Source organism: Ferrovum sp., from assembly GCF_027317285.1.
Taxonomy (GTDB): domain Bacteria; phylum Pseudomonadota; class Gammaproteobacteria; order Burkholderiales; family Ferrovaceae; genus Ferrovum.
The window spans coordinates 121,945-139,319 of record NZ_DAHVHV010000002.1 but is presented as its reverse complement, the minus strand read 5'-3'; the positions used below and the strand labels follow the sequence as shown (position 1 = coordinate 139,319).

Here is a 17,375-nt window from a genome sequence, read left to right as displayed (position 1 = left end):
AATGCGTTGCCTGGATCTGTGCTCGGACAGCCGGCTGGTCCGACCCGGGGTGACTTTTGTGGCGTATCCCGGAGAAGTTCAGGATGGGCGGCGTTATATTCCGGAGGCGATTGCGCGCGGCGCGGCCAATGTGCTGTGGGAAAGCGACCATTTTGAATGGATGGAAGGATGGTCGGTCCCCCATCGTCCCGTACCGGGATTGCGGGGCCGGATCAGCGCGCTGGCAGGACAGCAGTGGGGACATCCTTCCCGCTCGCTGCGGGTCATCGGGGTGACCGGGACCAATGGAAAAACCACCTGCAGCCACTGGTTGGCGCAACTGCTGGAATGTCAGGGAGGTTCCTGCGCGGTGATCGGTACGCTGGGAAACGGCTTTCCGGGAAAACTGGTGCCCTCGACCCATACGACCCCCGACCCCATCCAGTTGCAGGCGTGGTTGGCGCGGGTACGGGACCAGGGCGCGCAGCATTGCGTCATGGAAGTGTCCTCCCACGCGCTGGCGCAGGAGCGAGTGGCTGGAGTCACCTTCCGTGGGGCGATTTTTACTAATTTGACCCGGGATCACCTGGATTACCACGGGACATTGGCGGCCTATGGCGAAGCCAAGGCACGCCTGTTTCACGACTTTGCCCTCAACTATGCCTTGCTCAATCTGGATGATCCTTTCGCGAAAATGCTTTACCCGCAAGAAGGGGCTGCGGACAGGGTGATCGGTTACACATGCAAAACGGCGCCAGCGGACCTGGCGATCGATCGACTGGAGGCCGGTTCCGTCCATTGGACCCCTCGGGGCGTGAGTTTTGAACTGGCCAGCCCCTGGGGAAAAGCGCATATCGAGGCCCCCATTCTGGGGGACTATAACTTGTCCAATTTGCTCGCCGTGTTGGGCGCGGCCTTGCTGGAGGGAATTCCCCTGGCGGCTCTGGCAGAATCCAGCGCGCGCCTGGTGGCTCCGGCAGGGCGCATGCAGGGTTTTGGGGGAGGCGTTCATCCCTGGATCGTGGTGGATTACGCCCATACGCCAGATGCGCTGGGTCACGCACTGAAAACTCTGCGCAGTCGGGTGGCGCGCGGTGGAAGGCTGTGGGTGGTGTTCGGTTGCGGGGGGGGGCGGGACGCGGGCAAACGACCGTTGATGGGACGTGTGGCAGAGCAGGGGGCAGAGCGTGTCGTTCTGACCAGCGACAACCCGCGCGATGAGGATCCCCGTCATATCCTCCGGCAGATCGAAAAAGGGATGGAGTCTCCTGCCTTCCTCATCGAGGAAGATCGGGCCAAAGCCATTCGGAGTGTGCTGGCGGCAGCCCGTTCGGGGGACGTCGTGCTGATTGCGGGAAAGGGGCACGAAACGGTGCAGATTCTGGCACAGGGTGAGGCACGGCCCTTCAGTGACGCAGGGATCGTACAGGCATGGCTGGAGGATCGTTCATGAACTGGACCTGGCACGAGGTGGTTCGGCTCCTGGGAGGCGTTCCCAGGGGCAGTAATCCGGAAGTGTTGCGGGTCAGTACCGACAGTCGGAACTGCGGACCGGGAGATTTGTTCATTGCCCTCAAGGGTGAGTTTTTTGATGGTCACGACTTTCTGGGGGAGGTGCGAGCCCGGGGCGTAGCAGGGGCCATCGTCGAGCGCGATGTACCCGCCGTGCAGGATTGGGACTGCTGCTGGCGGACGGATTCGACCCGCGCGGCATTGGCGCGATTGGCCCACGCCCGGCGTCGGCAGTTTGATCCACGCACGGTGGCAGTGACGGGAAGTAATGGCAAGACCACCGTCAAGGAAATGGTGGCCGCCATTCTCGCTGCTTTTGATCCCGCGGGCGCACAGGCCGTATGGGCAACGCCGGGCAATTTCAATAACGAGATCGGGTTGCCGCTGACCTTGTTGGCCCTGCGTCCCGAACACCGCTGGGCCGTCATCGAGATGGGCATGAATCATGCCGGTGAAATTGCCCGGTTGACCCGGATCACCGAACCGGATGTGGCTGTGATCACCAATGTACAGCGTGCCCACTTGGGGCACCTGGGTTCGTTGGCGGAGATTGCGCGGGCCAAGGGAGAAATATTTGAGGGGTTGGGCGCCCGGGGCGTGGCCGTTCTTCCGGAAAACGGGCCTCAGGGCGCGTTGCTGCGAAGTGCGGCAACTTCACACGAAATAGTGACCTTTGGTTTTGAAGAGGGTGCGAGCGTACGCGGGGAATCGGACCGTGGCGTGCTGTGCATTCGTGGGCCAGCGGAATCCGTGAGAGTGCGTCTGCAAGTTCCTGGGCGACATAACCAGGAAAATGCCTTGGCAGCCGCAGCGTCCGCCTTGGCTCTGGGGGTGGACATGAGGGCCGTGCAGCGTGGTCTGGAAAGTTTTTCCGGTATGCCGGGGCGTTTGCAAAGTCGTTTTTCTCCTTTGGGGGCACTCGTTCTGGATGATACCTATAATGCCAACCCGGATTCGGTGCAAGCGGCCCTGGAAGTTTTGGCCCAGCGTCCGGGGCGGCGGGTTTTTGTACTGGGGGATCTGGGCGAACTGGGACCCGAGGGGCCCGCGCTCCATGCTGAAGTGGGGCGGTTGGCGCGTACTTTGGGGATCGATGAATTCTATAGCCTGGGGAATCTGGCACGGGAAGCCAGTTTGGCATTCGGATCCTCTGCACGGCATGAAACGGATGCCCAGCATCTGATTCAGGTGCTTCGTCCCCAACTGAATGCGGATACGGTGGTATTGGTCAAGGGGTCGCGTTTCATGGGGATGGAAGCGATCGTCGAAGGATTGGTTCAATGAATATTCATCAGGAAAATGGCCCATGTTACTGGCATTGACCCACTGGTTGGCAGCCGGCGTGAGGGGGTTTCACGTATTCGAGTACCTGACTCTCCGGGCCGTGTTGGCGACTCTGACCTCTCTGGGGATGTCATTCCTGTTTGGTCCCGCCATGATTCGCCAGTTGACGGCGTACAAGATCGGTCAAGCGGTACGCAGCGACGGGCCTCAGACCCATCTGGTCAAAAGTGGCACGCCGACCATGGGCGGTGCCCTGATTCTGGTGGCGATTTCCGTGACAACGGTACTCTGGGCTGATTTGACCAATCGTTACATCTGGCTGGTCTTGCTGACTCTACTGGGCTATGGCGCCGTGGGTTGGGTGGACGACTACCGTAAAGTGGTCCATCGCAATCCCAAGGGACTGTCCGCCAAAGCCAAGTATTTCTGGCAATCCCTCATTGCGGTGGTCGTATCAGTCGCTTTGCTGCGCATGGCGACCACCCCGGCGGAAACCGAACTCATCGTACCCTTTTTCAAGACGGTGGCCTTACCCCTGGGTGGGTTGGGGTTCGTGATCCTGACCTATTTTGTCATTGTGGGTACCAGCAATGCCGTCAATCTGACCGATGGTCTGGATGGCCTGGCCATACTTCCCACCGCCATGATTTCGGGGGCCTTGGCCATATTTGCCTACGTGGCCGGAAACAAGGTGTTTGCGGGCTATCTGGGTTTTCCCAGCATTCCGGGGGCCGGTGAACTGGTGATCTTCTGTGCCGCCATGACGGGTGCGGGGCTGGGGTTCCTGTGGTTCAATGCCTATCCGGCCGAGGTTTTCATGGGGGATGTGGGCGCCCTGGCGTTGGGGGGGGCTTTGGGGTTGGTGGCGGTGATCGTGCGACAGGAAATCGTGTTGTTCGTGATGGGAGGGGTGTTCGTGCTGGAAACCCTGTCGGTGGTGTTGCAGGTGGTATCCTTCAAATTGACGGGTACGCGTATTTTTCGTATGGCGCCCATCCATCATCATTTTGAACTGAAGGGCTGGAAAGAAAACCAGGTGGTGGTGCGTTTCTGGATCATTACTACCGTATTGGTCCTGGCTGGCCTTTCCACCCTCAAGATTCGCTGATCATGACGGAACCCCTTTTACACCACTCTTCGATGCCCGCGGGACACCGGGTCCTGGTTCTGGGACTGGGCGACACGGGATGGGCTGCCGTGCGCTGGTTGATGCGGCAAGGGTATGACGTACGCGTGGCGGATACGCGCGTCCAGCCGCCCCATCGTCAGATTCTGGAAGAAACGTATCCGGGCGTGGCGTTCCTGGGCGGTCCCTGGCAGGATGGTCTGTTCCAGGCGACGGATTGGGTGGTCGTCAGTCCTGGCGTCGCGCTGGATGATCCCCTGATTCATGGGTGGCGTACGCGTGGGATGCCTTTTCTGGGCGACGTGGAGGTGGCGGCCCGGGTGTTGGCGCGACATCCCCGGCGCCCCAAAATTCTGGCGGTGACCGGAGCCAACGGGAAAAGTACGGTGGTCTCCCTGTTGGGCGATCTGGCGCGGGCCCAGGGCTTGCGCACCACAGTGGCAGGAAATATTGGCGTTCCCTTGCTGGAGGTCCTGATGGACTCGCCATGGCCCGAAGTGCTGGTGCTGGAATTGTCCAGTTTCCAACTGGAGACCCTTGCTTCACTGGACCCGGACAGTGCCGTGGTCCTGAATGTGAGCGAGGACCACATGGATCGTTATCCGGACATGGCTACCTACGCTGCGGCGAAGGCACGCATCTATCAGGGGTGCGAACACCCGGTGGGGAATCGGGAAGATGCCTTGGTGAAGGCCATGATTTCCGCTGAAACCCCCACTTTCGGCCTGGATGCCCCTGTCAATGCGCGGGATTGGGGTGTTGTCCTGCAAAACGGGGAACGCTGGCTGGTACAGGGCAATCGCCGGGTTCTGCGTCGTTCCGAAGTGCCCTTGTGGGGGGAACACAACGTGGCCAATGTATTGGCGGCGTTGGCCATGGGGCAGGCCCTGGGTTGGGCGGAACCGGCCATGCTGAACGCCATCAGGGAATTTCGGGGGTTGCCGCACCGCGTGGAATGGGTGGCGGACGTGGCGGGGGTACGTTTCTTCGATGACTCGAAGGGCACCAACGTGGGGGCCACCGTGGCCGCCTTGAAGGGGGTGGATGCGCCAGTGGTATTGATTGCCGGCGGGGATGGCAAGGGCCAGGATTTCTCCCCCTTGCGTCCGGCAGTGGCGACTCATGCCCGAGCGGTAGTTTTGATTGGAAGGGATGGCGCACGGATCGATGAGGCGCTCGAAGGACTGGCCGTTTCGCGTGTCTTTGCGACCGACATGCAGGATGCCGTGGAGCGGGCCTTCGCTCTGGCGCGTCCGGGAGAGAGCGTACTGATGTCTCCGGCCTGTGCGAGTTTTGACATGTTTCACAACTACCTCCACCGCGCGGACGTTTTCTGTACGGCGGTACATGCCCTGGCTCGGCATGGGGAGGAAAAACGACGATGAAGCGTTTCAATATCCCGCCCGGAAATGCGGAACAGTCCGAGTTTGACCTGCCGCTCCTGTGGACCATCATGACCTTGCTGGCGTTCGGGATGGTCATGGTGTATTCGGCCTCCATCGCCAGCGCGGAAGCCGACCGTCACCTGGGGTTTCACTCCACGTATTTCTTTTTTCGTCAGTCTCTGTACGTGGGCGTCGCCCTTCTGGCGGGGTGGGCAGCCTTTCAGGTGCCCCTGGAACGCTGGAAACGATACGCACTCCCGCTGTTCGGGGTGGGTGCGCTGGGGTTGCTGCTGGTGCTGGTTCCCGGTCTGGGCAAGGAAGTCAATGGCAGTCGGCGTTGGCTGTCCTTCCTGGGATTTAATGTGCAGCCATCGGAGTTCATGAAGTTTTTTGTGCTGGTTTATGCGGCGGATTACACGGCGCGCAAGGCCGCTGTCATGCATGACCTCAAGAAAGTCTTCCTGCCCATGTTGATCGTGATGTTCCTGGTGGGGTTGCTCCTGCTCAAGGAACCCGACTTTGGCGCCTTCGTGGTGATGATCGGGGTTGCAGGTGCGATACTTTTCCTGGGGGGATTCGACGGCAAATGGTTTGTCTTTCTGATGGTCCTGCTGGCCATTGCCTTTGCCCTGCTGATCGTTCTTTCGCCCTATCGTTTCAACCGGCTGATCTGGTTCTGGAATCCCTGGGCAGATCCTTTTGGCAAGGGTTATCAGTTGACACATGCGTTGATCGCCTTTGGGCATGGAGGACTGTGGGGATTGGGGCTGGGGGCCAGCGTGGAAAAACAACTCTACCTGCCCGAGGCGCATACCGATTTCCTGATGGCGGTGATTGCCGAAGAACTGGGTTTTCTGGGGGTGCTGGTGACGTTGGGCCTGTTCTCCTTCCTGATCGCGCGAAGTTTTGCCATCGGGCGTCGTGCGGCCTCGATGGAGCGTTATTTCGAAGCCTTGCTGGCGCAAGGCGTGGGGGTATGGTTCGCGCTTCAGAGTTTGGTCAACATGGGGGTCAATATGGGGCTTCTGCCCACCAAGGGGTTGACCTTGCCCCTGCTCAGTTACGGGGGGAGCGGGATCGTGGCCAATGTGGTGACGCTGGCCGTGCTCTTGCGCATCGACTACGAGACTCGTCAGAAAATGATGCGACGCGGAGGTTCCCGATGAGCCGTTGCGCATTGATCATGGCAGGGGGCACCGGGGGGCATGTTTTTCCGGCCCTGGCGCTGGCAGAACAGTTGCGGATACAGGGGTGGCGCGTGGTCTGGCTTGGCACGGCACAGGGGATGGAGAGGCAGTGGGTCGGCGCATCCGGCTTTCCTCTGGAAACCGTTGCGATGGGCGGGGTGCGAGGCAAGGGGTGGGGGCGGCGCCTGTGGGCTCCTTTCATGGTGGCGCGGGCCATTTTCCAGAGCATGGGGGTCATTTTGCGTCAGCGTCCCCATGTGGTTGTCGGGTTCGGTGGTTATGTGGCCTTGCCGGGGGGGCTGGCAGCAGTCTTACTGCGCCTGCCTCTGATCATTCACGAACAGAATGCGGTGGCGGGTTTGACCAACCGACTCCTGGGGCGTCTGGCCCAAAAGGTTTTCGAAGGGTTTCCGGATTCCTTCCGGCAGCCGTCGGCGCATCCCTTGACGCCCTGGCTGGGTTGCCCCAAGGGAGTGGAGACGGTGGGCAATCCGGTGCGGCGTGGGATTGCCGACTTGCCTGAACCCCGTCTGCGTTTTGCGCCACGCCAGGGAAACCTGAGGTTGCTGGTGCTGGGCGGCAGTCAGGGGGCCCAGGCCCTGAATCAGTGGGTTCCGCGTGCCCTGGCCTTGATTCCCCAGGCAGTGCGTCCCACTGTGGTGCATCAGGGGGGGGCGCGCCACCAGGCCGAATTGGAAGCCAGTTACCGGGAAATGGGTGTACAGGGCGATTTGCGTCCCTTCATCGAAGATATGGCGGCGGCTTACGCCGAGTGTGATCTGGTGATTTGTCGGGCGGGTGCCCTGACTTTGGCCGAATTGACGGCCGCTGGCGTGGGGAGCGTATTGGTGCCTTATCCGGCGGCAGTGGATGATCACCAGACGGTCAATGCACGTTTTCTGGAGCGTGCGGGGGCTGCCCGTTTATGGCCTCAGACCCAACTGGAAGCCGCCGCTCTGGCGCAGTGGTTGCAGGGGCAGACCCGTCTCCTGTTGCTGGGCATGGCTGAGGCGGCTCGTCGCCTCTATCAGGGGACGGCAGTGGCGCGTTTGAGCCAGGTCTGCGAGGAGATGGCAGGATGAGACACCGGATTCAACACGTGCATTTTGTAGGGATCGGCGGCGCAGGCATGAGCGGCATCGCCGAAGTCCTGCTCAATCTGGGGTACGAAGTGACCGGGAGCGATGCCCTCCAGAATCCGGCCACTCGTCGTCTCGCCGGGCTGGGTGCCCGGGTCTGGCTGGGACATGAGGCGGGGCACATCGAGGGGGCCGATGTGGTGGTCACTTCGACCGCCGTCCTGCCGGACAATCCGGAACTGAAAGCGGCGCGGGCGGCTCAGATTCCCGTGGTGCCGCGTGCGCTCATGCTGGCTGAACTGATGCGTTTGCGCAAGGGGATTGCCGTGGCCGGGACCCATGGCAAAACCACGACCACCAGTCTGGTGGCCAGCATTTTGTCCGAAGCGGGGTTGGACCCCACTTTTGTGATCGGGGGAAAGTTGAATAGTGCTGGTACCCATGCAGCATTGGGAACCGGTGAATTCATGGTGGTGGAAGCCGATGAGTCCGACGGTTCCTTTCTGCTGTTGCAACCGGTCATGGCGGTGGTCACCAATATCGACCAGGACCACATGGAAAGTTACGACCATGACTTTGGTCAGTTGCAGGCGGCTTTCCTGAGGTTCCTCGAGCATTTGCCCTTCTATGGGCTGGCTGTGCTTTGTCTGGAGGATCCCGTCGTGCGCGCCCTGGTGGGACAGGTGGGGCGGCCCGTGCGGACGTATGGATTTGGTCCGGAGGCACAGATCCGGGCCGTGGATGTGCGCGCCGAGGCCGGGGGGATGCGTTTTGGGGTGGAACTGCGCCTGGCCCGGGACGGTATCCTGGAACGTCGCCTGGAGGTGACTCTGGCTTTGCCGGGGCGACATAATGTCCTGAATGCCTTGGCAGCCATTGCGGTGGCCATTGAAGTGAATGCCGCCTATCCGGCCATTGTGCGTGCACTTGCCTCCTTCAAGGGCGTGGGGCGGCGTTTTCAACGCTATGGCGATCTGCCCCTGCCGCAAGGGGGGTTCATTACCCTGGTGGACGACTATGGGCATCATCCGGCAGAAATGGCCGCCACTCTGGAGGCGGCACGGGGGGTTTTCCCAGGGCGGCGACTGGTGCTGGCTTTTCAACCCCATCGTTATACCCGCACCCGTGATCGTTTTTCAGAGTTCGTGCGGGTGCTGGGGGGAGTCGAGCAGGTCGTTCTGGCCCCGGTTTATGCGGCGGGCGAGACGCCCCTTCCGGGGGTGGATTCCCTGGCACTGGCCCAGGCTCTGGCGCAGAAGGACGTTGTGGTGGCCGAGGGGATGGACGTCATGGGGGACCGGGTGCTGGAACGGGTACGCGCCGGGGACGTGGTGATTACCATGGGCGCAGGAAATATCAGCCAGCTCCCCGGACAGTTGTGTGAACGACTGGGTGGAGGATCGCACACATGATGCCGGCACATCAGGTGGCCCGAGGTGAATTGCGGCGGAACGAACCCATGAACCAGCACGTCAGTTGGCGTGCCGGGGGAAGGGCCCGTCAATTCTACCGGCCCCGTCACCGTGAGGATTTTTTGGAGTTTCTGTGTGCCCGGCCAGCGCAGGAGACCCTGTTTTTGCTCGGGTTGGGCAGTAATCTGCTGGTGAGGGAAGGGGGGATCGATGCAACCGTGATCCAGATGCATGGGGCATTGAAGGAAGTAAAGTGGGAAGAAGGTTGCCTGAGGATCGAAGCCGGCGTCCCTGCGCCTAAAGTGGCTCGCCTGGCGGCTCGCGCCGGATGCGGGGGCGCGGAGTTTCTGGCCGGGATACCGGGCACGATGGGGGGGGTGCTGGCCATGAATGCGGGATGCTATGGCGCCGAGATCTGGAACTACGTACACCAGGTGGAAACCGTGGATCGCCAGGGCGTGCTGCGCTGGCGAACACCCGGTGACTATGACATTGGCTACCGTTCCGTGAATCTCCGGGCGGAATGCCGGTTCGGCCCGGAAGAATGGTTTTTATCCGTGTTGTTGCGTTTCCCGGCGGGGGATTCCGAAACGGCCAGGACGCGTATCCGCTCCTTGCTGGCGCAGCGGGTGGCCGAACAACCCCTGGAGTTGCCCAATGCCGGCTCGGTATTTCGCAATCCGCCAGGGGATTACGCAGCGCGTCTCATCGAAGGTTGTGGCCTCAAGGGAAAACGTATCGGCGGGGCGGAGGTCTCCCGGAAACATGCCAATTTCATTGTCAATCGGGGGCAGGCAACGGCAGCGGATATAGAAACACTGATGGCGGAGATACAGTCCCGGATTCTGGCAGAAAAGGGGGTGTGCCTGCATCCGGAAGTGCGCATCGTGGGAGAAAGGGCATGAAACGGGAAATGAGGAGAACGAGGTGGCTGTAAGTGGTATTTCCTGGGATAAGCGCTCGGGAGCAAAAAGCGAGTTGAGGCACTCTGGTCGGCAAGGCGTGTCCCGACGGCATTCTCCATCGGAAACGCCGGGTTTTCCGGAGCGATGCTGGCGTTGGTTGGGTGCTCACTGGCGAAGTGGGGTGGCTGTGTGCCTTCTGCTGTCCCTTGTCGTGGGGGTGAAACTGAGCCTGCAGTGGGTGATTCATCGACCCTTTTTTCAGATTCAGCACACGGTGATTCATGGAAACCTGCATCAGGTCGACCCGGCGTTGGTCGCCAAGGCCGCACAACGGGTTAAGGGGAATTTCTTCACGGTGGACCTGGCGGCGGCAGCAGCAGAATTGAAAACCATCCCCTGGGTGCGCGCGGTTCATTTGCACAGGATCTGGCCCAATGCCCTGGAAGTTCAGGTGGAGGAACAAATCCCCGCCGCTTATTGGGGGGATGAGGGGCTGCTCAATATTTTCGGTGAGCCCTTTGTGGCGGATTATCTGGGGGAATTGCCTCATTTTGTGGGACCGCGTGAGGCGGGTCCGGAAATGCTTCAGGCCTGGAACAGATTCAACCGCGATCTCAAACCGCTGGGGCGGTATGTGGAAGGGATGGCACTGAGCGAGCGGGGGGCCTGGACGTTGACGCTGGATGACGGTTCGCATTGGTTGTTGGGGCGTGAACCCGATGGCGCAGGCTGGCAACGCTTTTTGAAGGTCTGGCCCGAATTGCATCAGAATGGCGTGATTCCCGCGGGAGGCAGCGTGGATTTGCGTTATGCCAATGGCTTTGCGGTGCGCGGTCCGGGAACCGGGTCAAAAGAGGACTGAGCAATGTTGACGACACATCGTGAAAACCGTTCTCTGATCGTGGCACTGGACGTGGGTACCTCGAAGATTGTTGCGGTGGTGGCTGAAATCAATCCTGAGGGAACGGCCTACGAAATCATTGGATTTGGACAAGTGCCTTCCAAAGGGTTGCGCCGTGGCGTGGTCGTGGATATCGAATTGGCCGTTCAATCCATTCAGCGCGTGCTGGAAGAGGCCGAATTGATGGCCAATGTCAAAATCAGGGAGGTCATCACCGGAATTGCGGGAAGTCATGTCAGAAGCAAGAACAGTCATGGGATGGTGGCGATCCAGAACAAGGAAGTGACCCCGGGAGATGTGGAACGGGTCCTGGAAACGGCGCGAGCGGTCAATATTCCCAACGACGAACAGGTGTTGCATGTCCTGACCCAGGAATTCATCATCGACGGACAGGAAGATGTGCGCGAACCGGTGGGAATGAGTGGATTGCGGATGGAGGTGCGCGTGCACATCATCACGGGATCGGTCTCTGCCACCCAGAACATCATGCGCTGTATCCGGCGTTGTGGGCTGGAGGTGAGTGATTTGATCCTGCAGCCCCTGGCCTCTGCCCGGTCTGTGGTGACTCACGATGAAAAGGATCTGGGGGTCTGCCTGGTGGACATCGGTGGGGGGACCACGGATATCGCGGTGTTTGTCAAGGGAGCCATTCGTCACACCGCAGTGATTCCCCTGGGCGGAGACCAGATCACCAGCGACATTGCCATGGCTTTGCGCACTCCCCTGGCGGCCGCAGAAGAAATCAAGATTCAGCAGGGGTGTGCCTTGCGCCAACTGGTGGAAGGCGATCAGAAGGTGGCCGTACCCGGCGTGGGAGAACGGGGAATGCGCCAGATGGCGCGCCAGACTTTGGTGGAGGTGATCGAACCGCGGGTGGAAGAAATGTTTTCACTGGTGCTGACTGAACTGCGCACCAGTCGGCAGTTGGACCTGATTCCCTCCGGAGTGGTACTGACGGGGGGCAGTAGTGCCATGGAGGGAATGCTGGAATTGGGGGAGGAGATTTTTCATGTTCCGGTGCGGCTGGGGGTGCCTTTTTATCGCGGACCGCTGGCGGATGTCGTGCGCAAGCCCCAGTTTGCCACGGTCATGGGATTGTTGGCTTTTGGCTTTGAGGAACATCAGAAAGCGCAGGGGGGGCGATCCAGCCTTCTGACGCTGGGGTATTCCTGGGAACGAATCAAGCACTGGTTCAAAAGTTCATTTTGAGTGATCGAGTTGGGTACAATCTGTGGAGAGAGGTGAATCATGGCAAACTTTGAAATTCAGGAATGTCCGATGTCGGATGCGGTGATCAAGGTGATCGGCGTGGGGGGGTGCGGGGGAAATGCCGTGGCCCATATGGTGGAGCAGGGGGTGTCCGGAGTCGAGTTCATTGCCATGAATACCGACAGTCAGGCATTGCGACGCAGTCGTGCGACCCATCAGGTGCAACTGGGCGAAGCCCTGACCAAGGGATTGGGCGCCGGGGCGAACCCTGATGTGGGACGGCAGGCGGCCCTGGCAGACCGGGAACGGATCGCGGAAATGGTGTCCGGTGCAGACATGCTCTTCATCACGGCAGGCATGGGAGGGGGGACCGGGACCGGGGCAGCGCCCATCGTGGCTGAAATTGCCCGGGAAATGGGGATACTGACGGTCGCCGTGGTGACCAAACCTTTCGAGTTCGAGGGGCGGCGCATGAAGTCGGCGCTCGAAGGGATCGAGCAGTTGTCCCAGTATGTCGATTCGCTGATCATCATTCCCAACGAGAAATTGCTGCAGGTGCTGGGGAATGAAGTGAGCATGCTGGAAGCCTATCATGCCGCCAACGATGTCCTCCAGGGGGCAGTGGCCGGGATTGCGGAGGTGATCAATTGTCCGGGTATGGTCAATGTGGATTTTGCCGACGTGCGCACGGTCATGTCGGAAATGGGGGTAGCCATGATGGGCTCCGCCAAGGTGGGTGGCATCGACCGGGCAAATATGGCGGCTCAACAGGCCATTGCCAGTCCCCTGCTGGAAGATGTGAACCTGACCGGGGCGCGCGGCGTGCTGGTGAATATCACGGCCAGTGCCAGCATGAAACTGAAGGAGGTCCACGATGTCATGAACACGATCCGTTCCTTTACGGCGGAGGATGCGACGGTGATCTTTGGCAGCGTGGTCGATGAAACGATGGGCGATGAACTGCGGGTCACCATCGTGGCGACGGGATTGGGGGGGAGTGCACGGCGGGCGCAGAAGCCGTTGACGGTGGTCCGGACGGGGACGGACAATGCGCCGCTGATCCTGGGGCAGGATGGCGCCTCTGTGATTCGCACGGCCCGCAACAGTCACAATGTGGTGGAAGCCATGCGCGAAAATGGTGTGGATCTCTATGATATTCCCGCCTTTCTCCGGAAGCAGGCGGATTAGTCGGAAAGAACCGTTTATACTGGGAGCATGGGACAACAGCGTACACTCAAGTCTTCCGTCCGGACCAGCGGCGTGGGACTCCACACGGGCGTCAAGGTGGAAATCAACCTCTGTCCGGCGGGGGTGGATCAGGGGATTCGTTTCATTCGGACCGATCTGCCGGGGCGGCCCGAGGTTCCTGCTCTGGCGGATTTTGTGACGGACACCCGCCTTTCCACCCTGATCGAACAGGGCGAGGCCAAGGTCAGCACCGTGGAACATCTGATGTCCGCGCTGGCTGGCTTGGGCGTGGACAATGCCCGGGTGGAGATTTCAGGGCCCGAAGTGCCCATCCTGGATGGAAGTTCGGCGCCCTTCGTCTTTTTGCTGCAATCCACCGGGTTGGTGGAGCAGTCTGCGCCGCGTCGTTACATCCGGATTCTCGAACCGGTGGAAGTGGTGCAGGGCGACAAGGTGGCCCGTTTCGAACCTTATGACGGGTTTCGTGTCACCTACGAAGGGCACTTCGATCATCCGGCCATTACCGCGACGGGGTCCTCCGTGACTGTCGATTTTACGCACACCTCCTACGTTCGGGAGGTGGCGCGGGCCCGGACTTTCGGGTTTACGCGTGAAGTGGAGTATCTGCGTCACCAGGGGCTCGCGCTGGGGGGGAGCATGGACAATGCGATCGTGATGGACGAATTTCGGGTGCTCAACGCGGATGGCCTGCGTTATGCCGATGAGTTTCTGAGGCATAAGATACTGGATGCGGTGGGGGATCTTTACCTGCTGGGGCATCCGCTGATCGGCTCGTTCACCGGTTTCAAATCGGGACACGCGTTGAATAACCTGGCAGCACGCGCCCTATGGTCGCAACGTTCGGCCTGGACCTGGGTGACCCTGGCCCCGGGACAGCCGGCACCTTCTTCCTTCATAGAACCTCTGCCGCAGATTCAGCCGTCTTTTTGAGGTCGGCCGCGCTGGCGGAGGAGGGAGTGAATGGCGTTCTGCAGGGGGGAGGGCGTCAGCGTTCCGGCCAGGTCTTCAAATTCCTGCAGGGTACGAACAGTGAGATTCTGCGCGCTGGATTGGGGCGGACGGGTCACGACGGGACGCAGGGTGACTTTCAGCACGGGGGGGCGTGCGAGCCCCAGTCCGGCCCCCAGCGAGGGACCGAGTTGCCGCAGGCGCGCGGCGACCGCATTGAGGGAAGTTTCGACACGGAGCACGGCTCCGTCTTCTTCCAGACGGGTGATGTGGGCCAATTCTCTCAATTCCTGGGGAAGGCATCGCTGAAAACGGCCATTCAGTTCCCGGACCTGCTCGATCTTCGGCAGATGAGGCGCCAGGCCCTCTTGTTGGCTCAAAAGATGGGACAGGGGCAGAAAAGGCATGGCGAGGTACGCACCCGATGGTAAAGAGTCATCTCAAACCCCGTCAGTTTACCCTGAATTGGTCTCACACTCTGGTAGAATCATGGTTTTATCGTCTGCCCACGCGCCATGTTGACCTCCGTCCTCAAGAAGATTTTTGGCAGTCGTAACGAACGTCTGCTCAAACAATATCGCAAGCTCGTCATGCGCATCAATGCGCTGGAGAACGACGTACAGGGATGGGAGGATGCGACCCTTCAGGGGGCGACCGAACGTTTTCGTCAGCGACTGAAGGCGGGGGAAACACTCGATGCCCTTTTGCCCGAGGCTTTTGCGGTGGTGCGAGAGGCTGCGCGCCGGGTTCTGGGCATGCGCCATTTCGACGTGCAACTTCTGGGGGGGTTGGCGCTGCATTACGGAAAGATCGCGGAAATGCGTACCGGAGAGGGGAAAACCCTGGTCTCCACCCTACCTGCCTACCTCAATGCATTGACGGGGAAGGGAGTCCACGTGGTTACCGTGAACGATTACCTGGCGCGCCGCGATGCGGAATGGATGGGGCGTATTCACCGCTTTCTGGGGTTATCGGTTGGGGTCAACCTGTCCCAGATGAGTCATGACGACAAGGTGGCGGCCTACGCCGCCGATATCACCTACGGGACCAACAATGAATTTGGTTTCGACTACCTGCGCGACAACATGGTGTCCCAGGTGGGTGAGCGGGTGCAGCGTTCGCTCCATTTTGCCATTGTGGACGAGGTGGACTCGATCCTGATCGATGAGGCTCGTACCCCCCTGATCATTTCCGGGCAATCCGAAGACAATACCGAACTGTATCTGCGGATCGATCGGTTGATTCCAGAATTGCAACCGCAGGCCACGGAGGAAGGGGAAGGCGATTATTGGGTCGATCTCAAGGCGCACTCGGTCACCCTTTCGGAGCAGGGCCACGAGCGGGCGGAAAATCTGTTGAGTGAGGCCGGACTGTTGCCGGATGGGGCCAGTCTGTACGATCCTGCCCATATTTTGCTCATGCATCATGTATACGCAGGATTGCGTGCGCACGCGCTGTACCATCGCGATCAGCACTACGTGGTCCAGAACGGGGAAATCGTGATCGTGGACGAATTCACGGGGCGGATGATGCCGGGGCGTCGTTGGTCTGAAGGGATCCATCAGGCCATTGAAGCCAAGGAACGGGTGGATATTCAGAATGAATCCCAAACCCTGGCTTCCATCACCTTCCAGAATTATTTCCGACTCTACGAGAAGTTGGCGGGAATGACGGGGACTGCGGATACCGAGGCCTTCGAGTTCCAGCATATCTATGGTCTGGAAACCGTTCTGATTCCGCCGCACCGCGTGCTCAGACGACAGGACCGGATGGACCAGGTGTTTCGCAGTGGACGGGAGAAGTTTCAGGCCATCGTGGCGGACGTGCGGGACTGCCATCAACGTGGTCAGCCGGTTTTGGTGGGGACGACCTCCATCGAGGCATCCGAACTGGTTTCCCGTATGTTGCAACAGGAAAAATTGCCCCACCAGGTGCTGAATGCCAAACACCACGCACGGGAGGCCGAAATCGTGGCGCAAGCGGGGCAACCGGGCATGATCACCATTGCGACCAATATGGCAGGGCGGGGCACGGATATCGTGCTGGGCGGGAACCCCGAGGAAGCCCAGCGAAGCATCGAGCAGGATCCCGATCTGACGCCGGAACAACGTCAGGAAAAGCAGGCTCTGCTGATGGACGAGTGGAAAGTGCGGCATGAGCAGGTGGTGAGTTTGGGGGGGCTGCACATCATTGGAACCGAACGGCATGAGTCCCGGCGTATCGACAACCAGTTGCGGGGACGTTCGGGAAGGCAGGGAGATCCGGGGTCCAGTCGTTTCTACCTGTCTCTGGAAGATCCGCTGTTGAAGATCTTTGCCTCCGATCGGGTAGCCGCCATCATGGATCGACTGAAGATGCCCGAGGGAGAAGCCATCGAACATCCATGGGTGACCCGTGCCATTGAAAACGCCCAGCGCAAGGTGGAAGCCCGCAATTTTGATGTGCGCAAGCAGTTGCTCGAATACGATGATGTGGCCAATGACCAGCGCAAGGTCATCTACGGTCAGCGCAAGGAATTGCTGGAGGCCCAGGACATCGCCTCGACCATCCGGGCCATGCGCCAGGATGTGCTGGCCATCGAGGTGGCGCGCGCCTTGCCGCCCGATGCGCCGGAGGAAGCCTGGGATATGGAGGGGTTGCAACAGGCGTTGCGGGAATTTTCTCTGGATTGTCCGATCCGGGACTGGTTGAGTTCGGAGCCTACCCTGAATGACGCGCAAGTGCTGGGCAGAATTCAGAGCATGGCGGAAACGGCCTATCAAAACAAGATTGCGCCCATCGAGCCGGGGCTTTGGCATGGTTACGAGCGGGCAGTCATGTTGCAGGTTCTCGATTCCCATTGGCGCGAACACCTGGCCGCCCTCGATCACTTGCGTCAGGGAATACATCTGCGCGGCTACGCCCAGAAGAACCCCAAGCAGGAATACAAGCGAGAGGCTTTTGAACTATTTGGTCTGATGCTCGATGCCATCAAGCGCGAAGTGACCCGGGCGCTCTGCCGCGTGGAAATCACCACCTCGGAAGCGGTGGCGGAGGCGACCGAGCGAGTGGTGGAAGAGGACGAACCGGGGCGGGTCAGCTATCAACATGGTGCGCTGGCACTGAGCGATCCCGAAGAGATGACGGAACCGCCCGAGATGCGGGCGCTCCCCGCGGAAGCGAGAATGCGGGTGGGGCGTAATGATCCCTGTCCCTGTGGGTCGGGCAAGAAATACAAGCATTGCCACGGTAGATTGTGA

At 60.3% G+C, this 17,375-nt stretch carries 14 protein-coding genes; 13 read left to right on the top strand and 1 reads right to left on the bottom strand.

Features of this window, described 5'->3' with window-relative positions:
• The 12 genes from M6F29_RS01565 to lpxC all read left to right on the top strand — a co-directional run.
• Positions 1–1,432: UDP-N-acetylmuramoyl-L-alanyl-D-glutamate--2,6-diaminopimelate ligase (locus M6F29_RS01565; protein ID WP_298156858.1), on the top strand; the 1,432-nt coding region annotated here is incomplete at its 5' end.
• Complete coding sequence (locus M6F29_RS01560; protein WP_298156856.1) at positions 1,429–2,775, top strand: UDP-N-acetylmuramoyl-tripeptide--D-alanyl-D-alanine ligase; 1,347 nt, start codon at positions 1,429–1,431, stop codon at positions 2,773–2,775. The genes M6F29_RS01565 and M6F29_RS01560, both read left to right, overlap by 4 nt.
• Before the next feature lie 22 nt (positions 2,776–2,797).
• The gene (gene mraY / locus M6F29_RS01555; protein WP_297454833.1) at positions 2,798–3,883 is read left to right on the top strand and encodes a phospho-N-acetylmuramoyl-pentapeptide-transferase; all 1,086 of its coding nucleotides are present in this window, start codon (positions 2,798–2,800) and stop codon (positions 3,881–3,883) included.
• 2 nt (positions 3,884–3,885) lie between these two features.
• A complete protein-coding gene (murD, locus tag M6F29_RS01550) occupies positions 3,886–5,286 on the top strand; it encodes a UDP-N-acetylmuramoyl-L-alanine--D-glutamate ligase (protein WP_298156854.1) in 1,401 nt (466 codons plus the stop codon).
• Positions 5,283–6,452: a putative lipid II flippase FtsW gene (gene ftsW / locus M6F29_RS01545; protein ID WP_298156853.1), complete on the top strand. Its 1,170-nt coding sequence runs from the start codon at positions 5,283–5,285 to the stop codon at positions 6,450–6,452. Before murD ends, ftsW begins: the two co-directional genes overlap by 4 nt.
• A complete protein-coding gene (gene murG, locus M6F29_RS01540; RefSeq protein WP_298156851.1) occupies positions 6,449–7,555 on the top strand; it encodes an undecaprenyldiphospho-muramoylpentapeptide beta-N-acetylglucosaminyltransferase in 1,107 nt (368 codons plus the stop codon). Before ftsW ends, murG begins: the two co-directional genes overlap by 4 nt.
• Positions 7,552–8,964 carry a UDP-N-acetylmuramate--L-alanine ligase gene (gene murC / locus M6F29_RS01535; RefSeq protein ID WP_298156850.1) on the top strand — a complete coding sequence of 471 codons (1,413 nt, stop codon included), beginning with the start codon at positions 7,552–7,554 and terminating at the stop codon, positions 8,962–8,964. Before murG ends, murC begins: the two co-directional genes overlap by 4 nt.
• A complete protein-coding gene (gene murB / locus M6F29_RS01530; RefSeq protein WP_298156848.1) occupies positions 8,961–9,869 on the top strand; it encodes a UDP-N-acetylmuramate dehydrogenase in 909 nt (302 codons plus the stop codon). Before murC ends, murB begins: the two co-directional genes overlap by 4 nt.
• 22 nt (positions 9,870–9,891) lie before the next feature.
• The gene (locus tag M6F29_RS01525) at positions 9,892–10,731 is read left to right on the top strand and encodes a cell division protein FtsQ/DivIB (RefSeq protein WP_298156845.1); all 840 of its coding nucleotides are present in this window, start codon (positions 9,892–9,894) and stop codon (positions 10,729–10,731) included.
• Positions 10,732–10,734: 3 nt separating this feature from the next.
• Positions 10,735–11,979, top strand: a complete 1,245-nt coding sequence (gene ftsA / locus M6F29_RS01520; RefSeq protein WP_297454853.1) for a cell division protein FtsA — start codon at positions 10,735–10,737, stop codon at positions 11,977–11,979.
• A gap of 39 nt (positions 11,980–12,018) precedes the next feature.
• Positions 12,019–13,167 carry a cell division protein FtsZ gene (ftsZ, locus tag M6F29_RS01515; protein ID WP_298156842.1) on the top strand — a complete coding sequence of 383 codons (1,149 nt, stop codon included), beginning with the start codon at positions 12,019–12,021 and terminating at the stop codon, positions 13,165–13,167.
• A gap of 27 nt (positions 13,168–13,194) precedes the next feature.
• Complete coding sequence (gene lpxC / locus M6F29_RS01510; RefSeq protein ID WP_297479400.1) at positions 13,195–14,118, top strand: UDP-3-O-acyl-N-acetylglucosamine deacetylase; 924 nt, start codon at positions 13,195–13,197, stop codon at positions 14,116–14,118.
• On the opposite strand, the gene M6F29_RS01505 is transcribed toward lpxC, so the two are convergent.
• Positions 14,103–14,543, bottom strand: coding sequence for a hypothetical protein (locus M6F29_RS01505; protein ID WP_298156839.1), 441 nt, complete (start codon positions 14,541–14,543; stop codon positions 14,103–14,105). The two genes, lpxC and M6F29_RS01505, sit on opposite strands and share 16 nt — an antisense overlap.
• Positions 14,544–14,651: 108 nt before the next feature.
• On the opposite strand from M6F29_RS01505, the gene secA reads away from it, so the two are divergent.
• Positions 14,652–17,375, top strand: a complete 2,724-nt coding sequence (gene secA, locus M6F29_RS01500) for a preprotein translocase subunit SecA (RefSeq protein ID WP_298156836.1) — start codon at positions 14,652–14,654, stop codon at positions 17,373–17,375.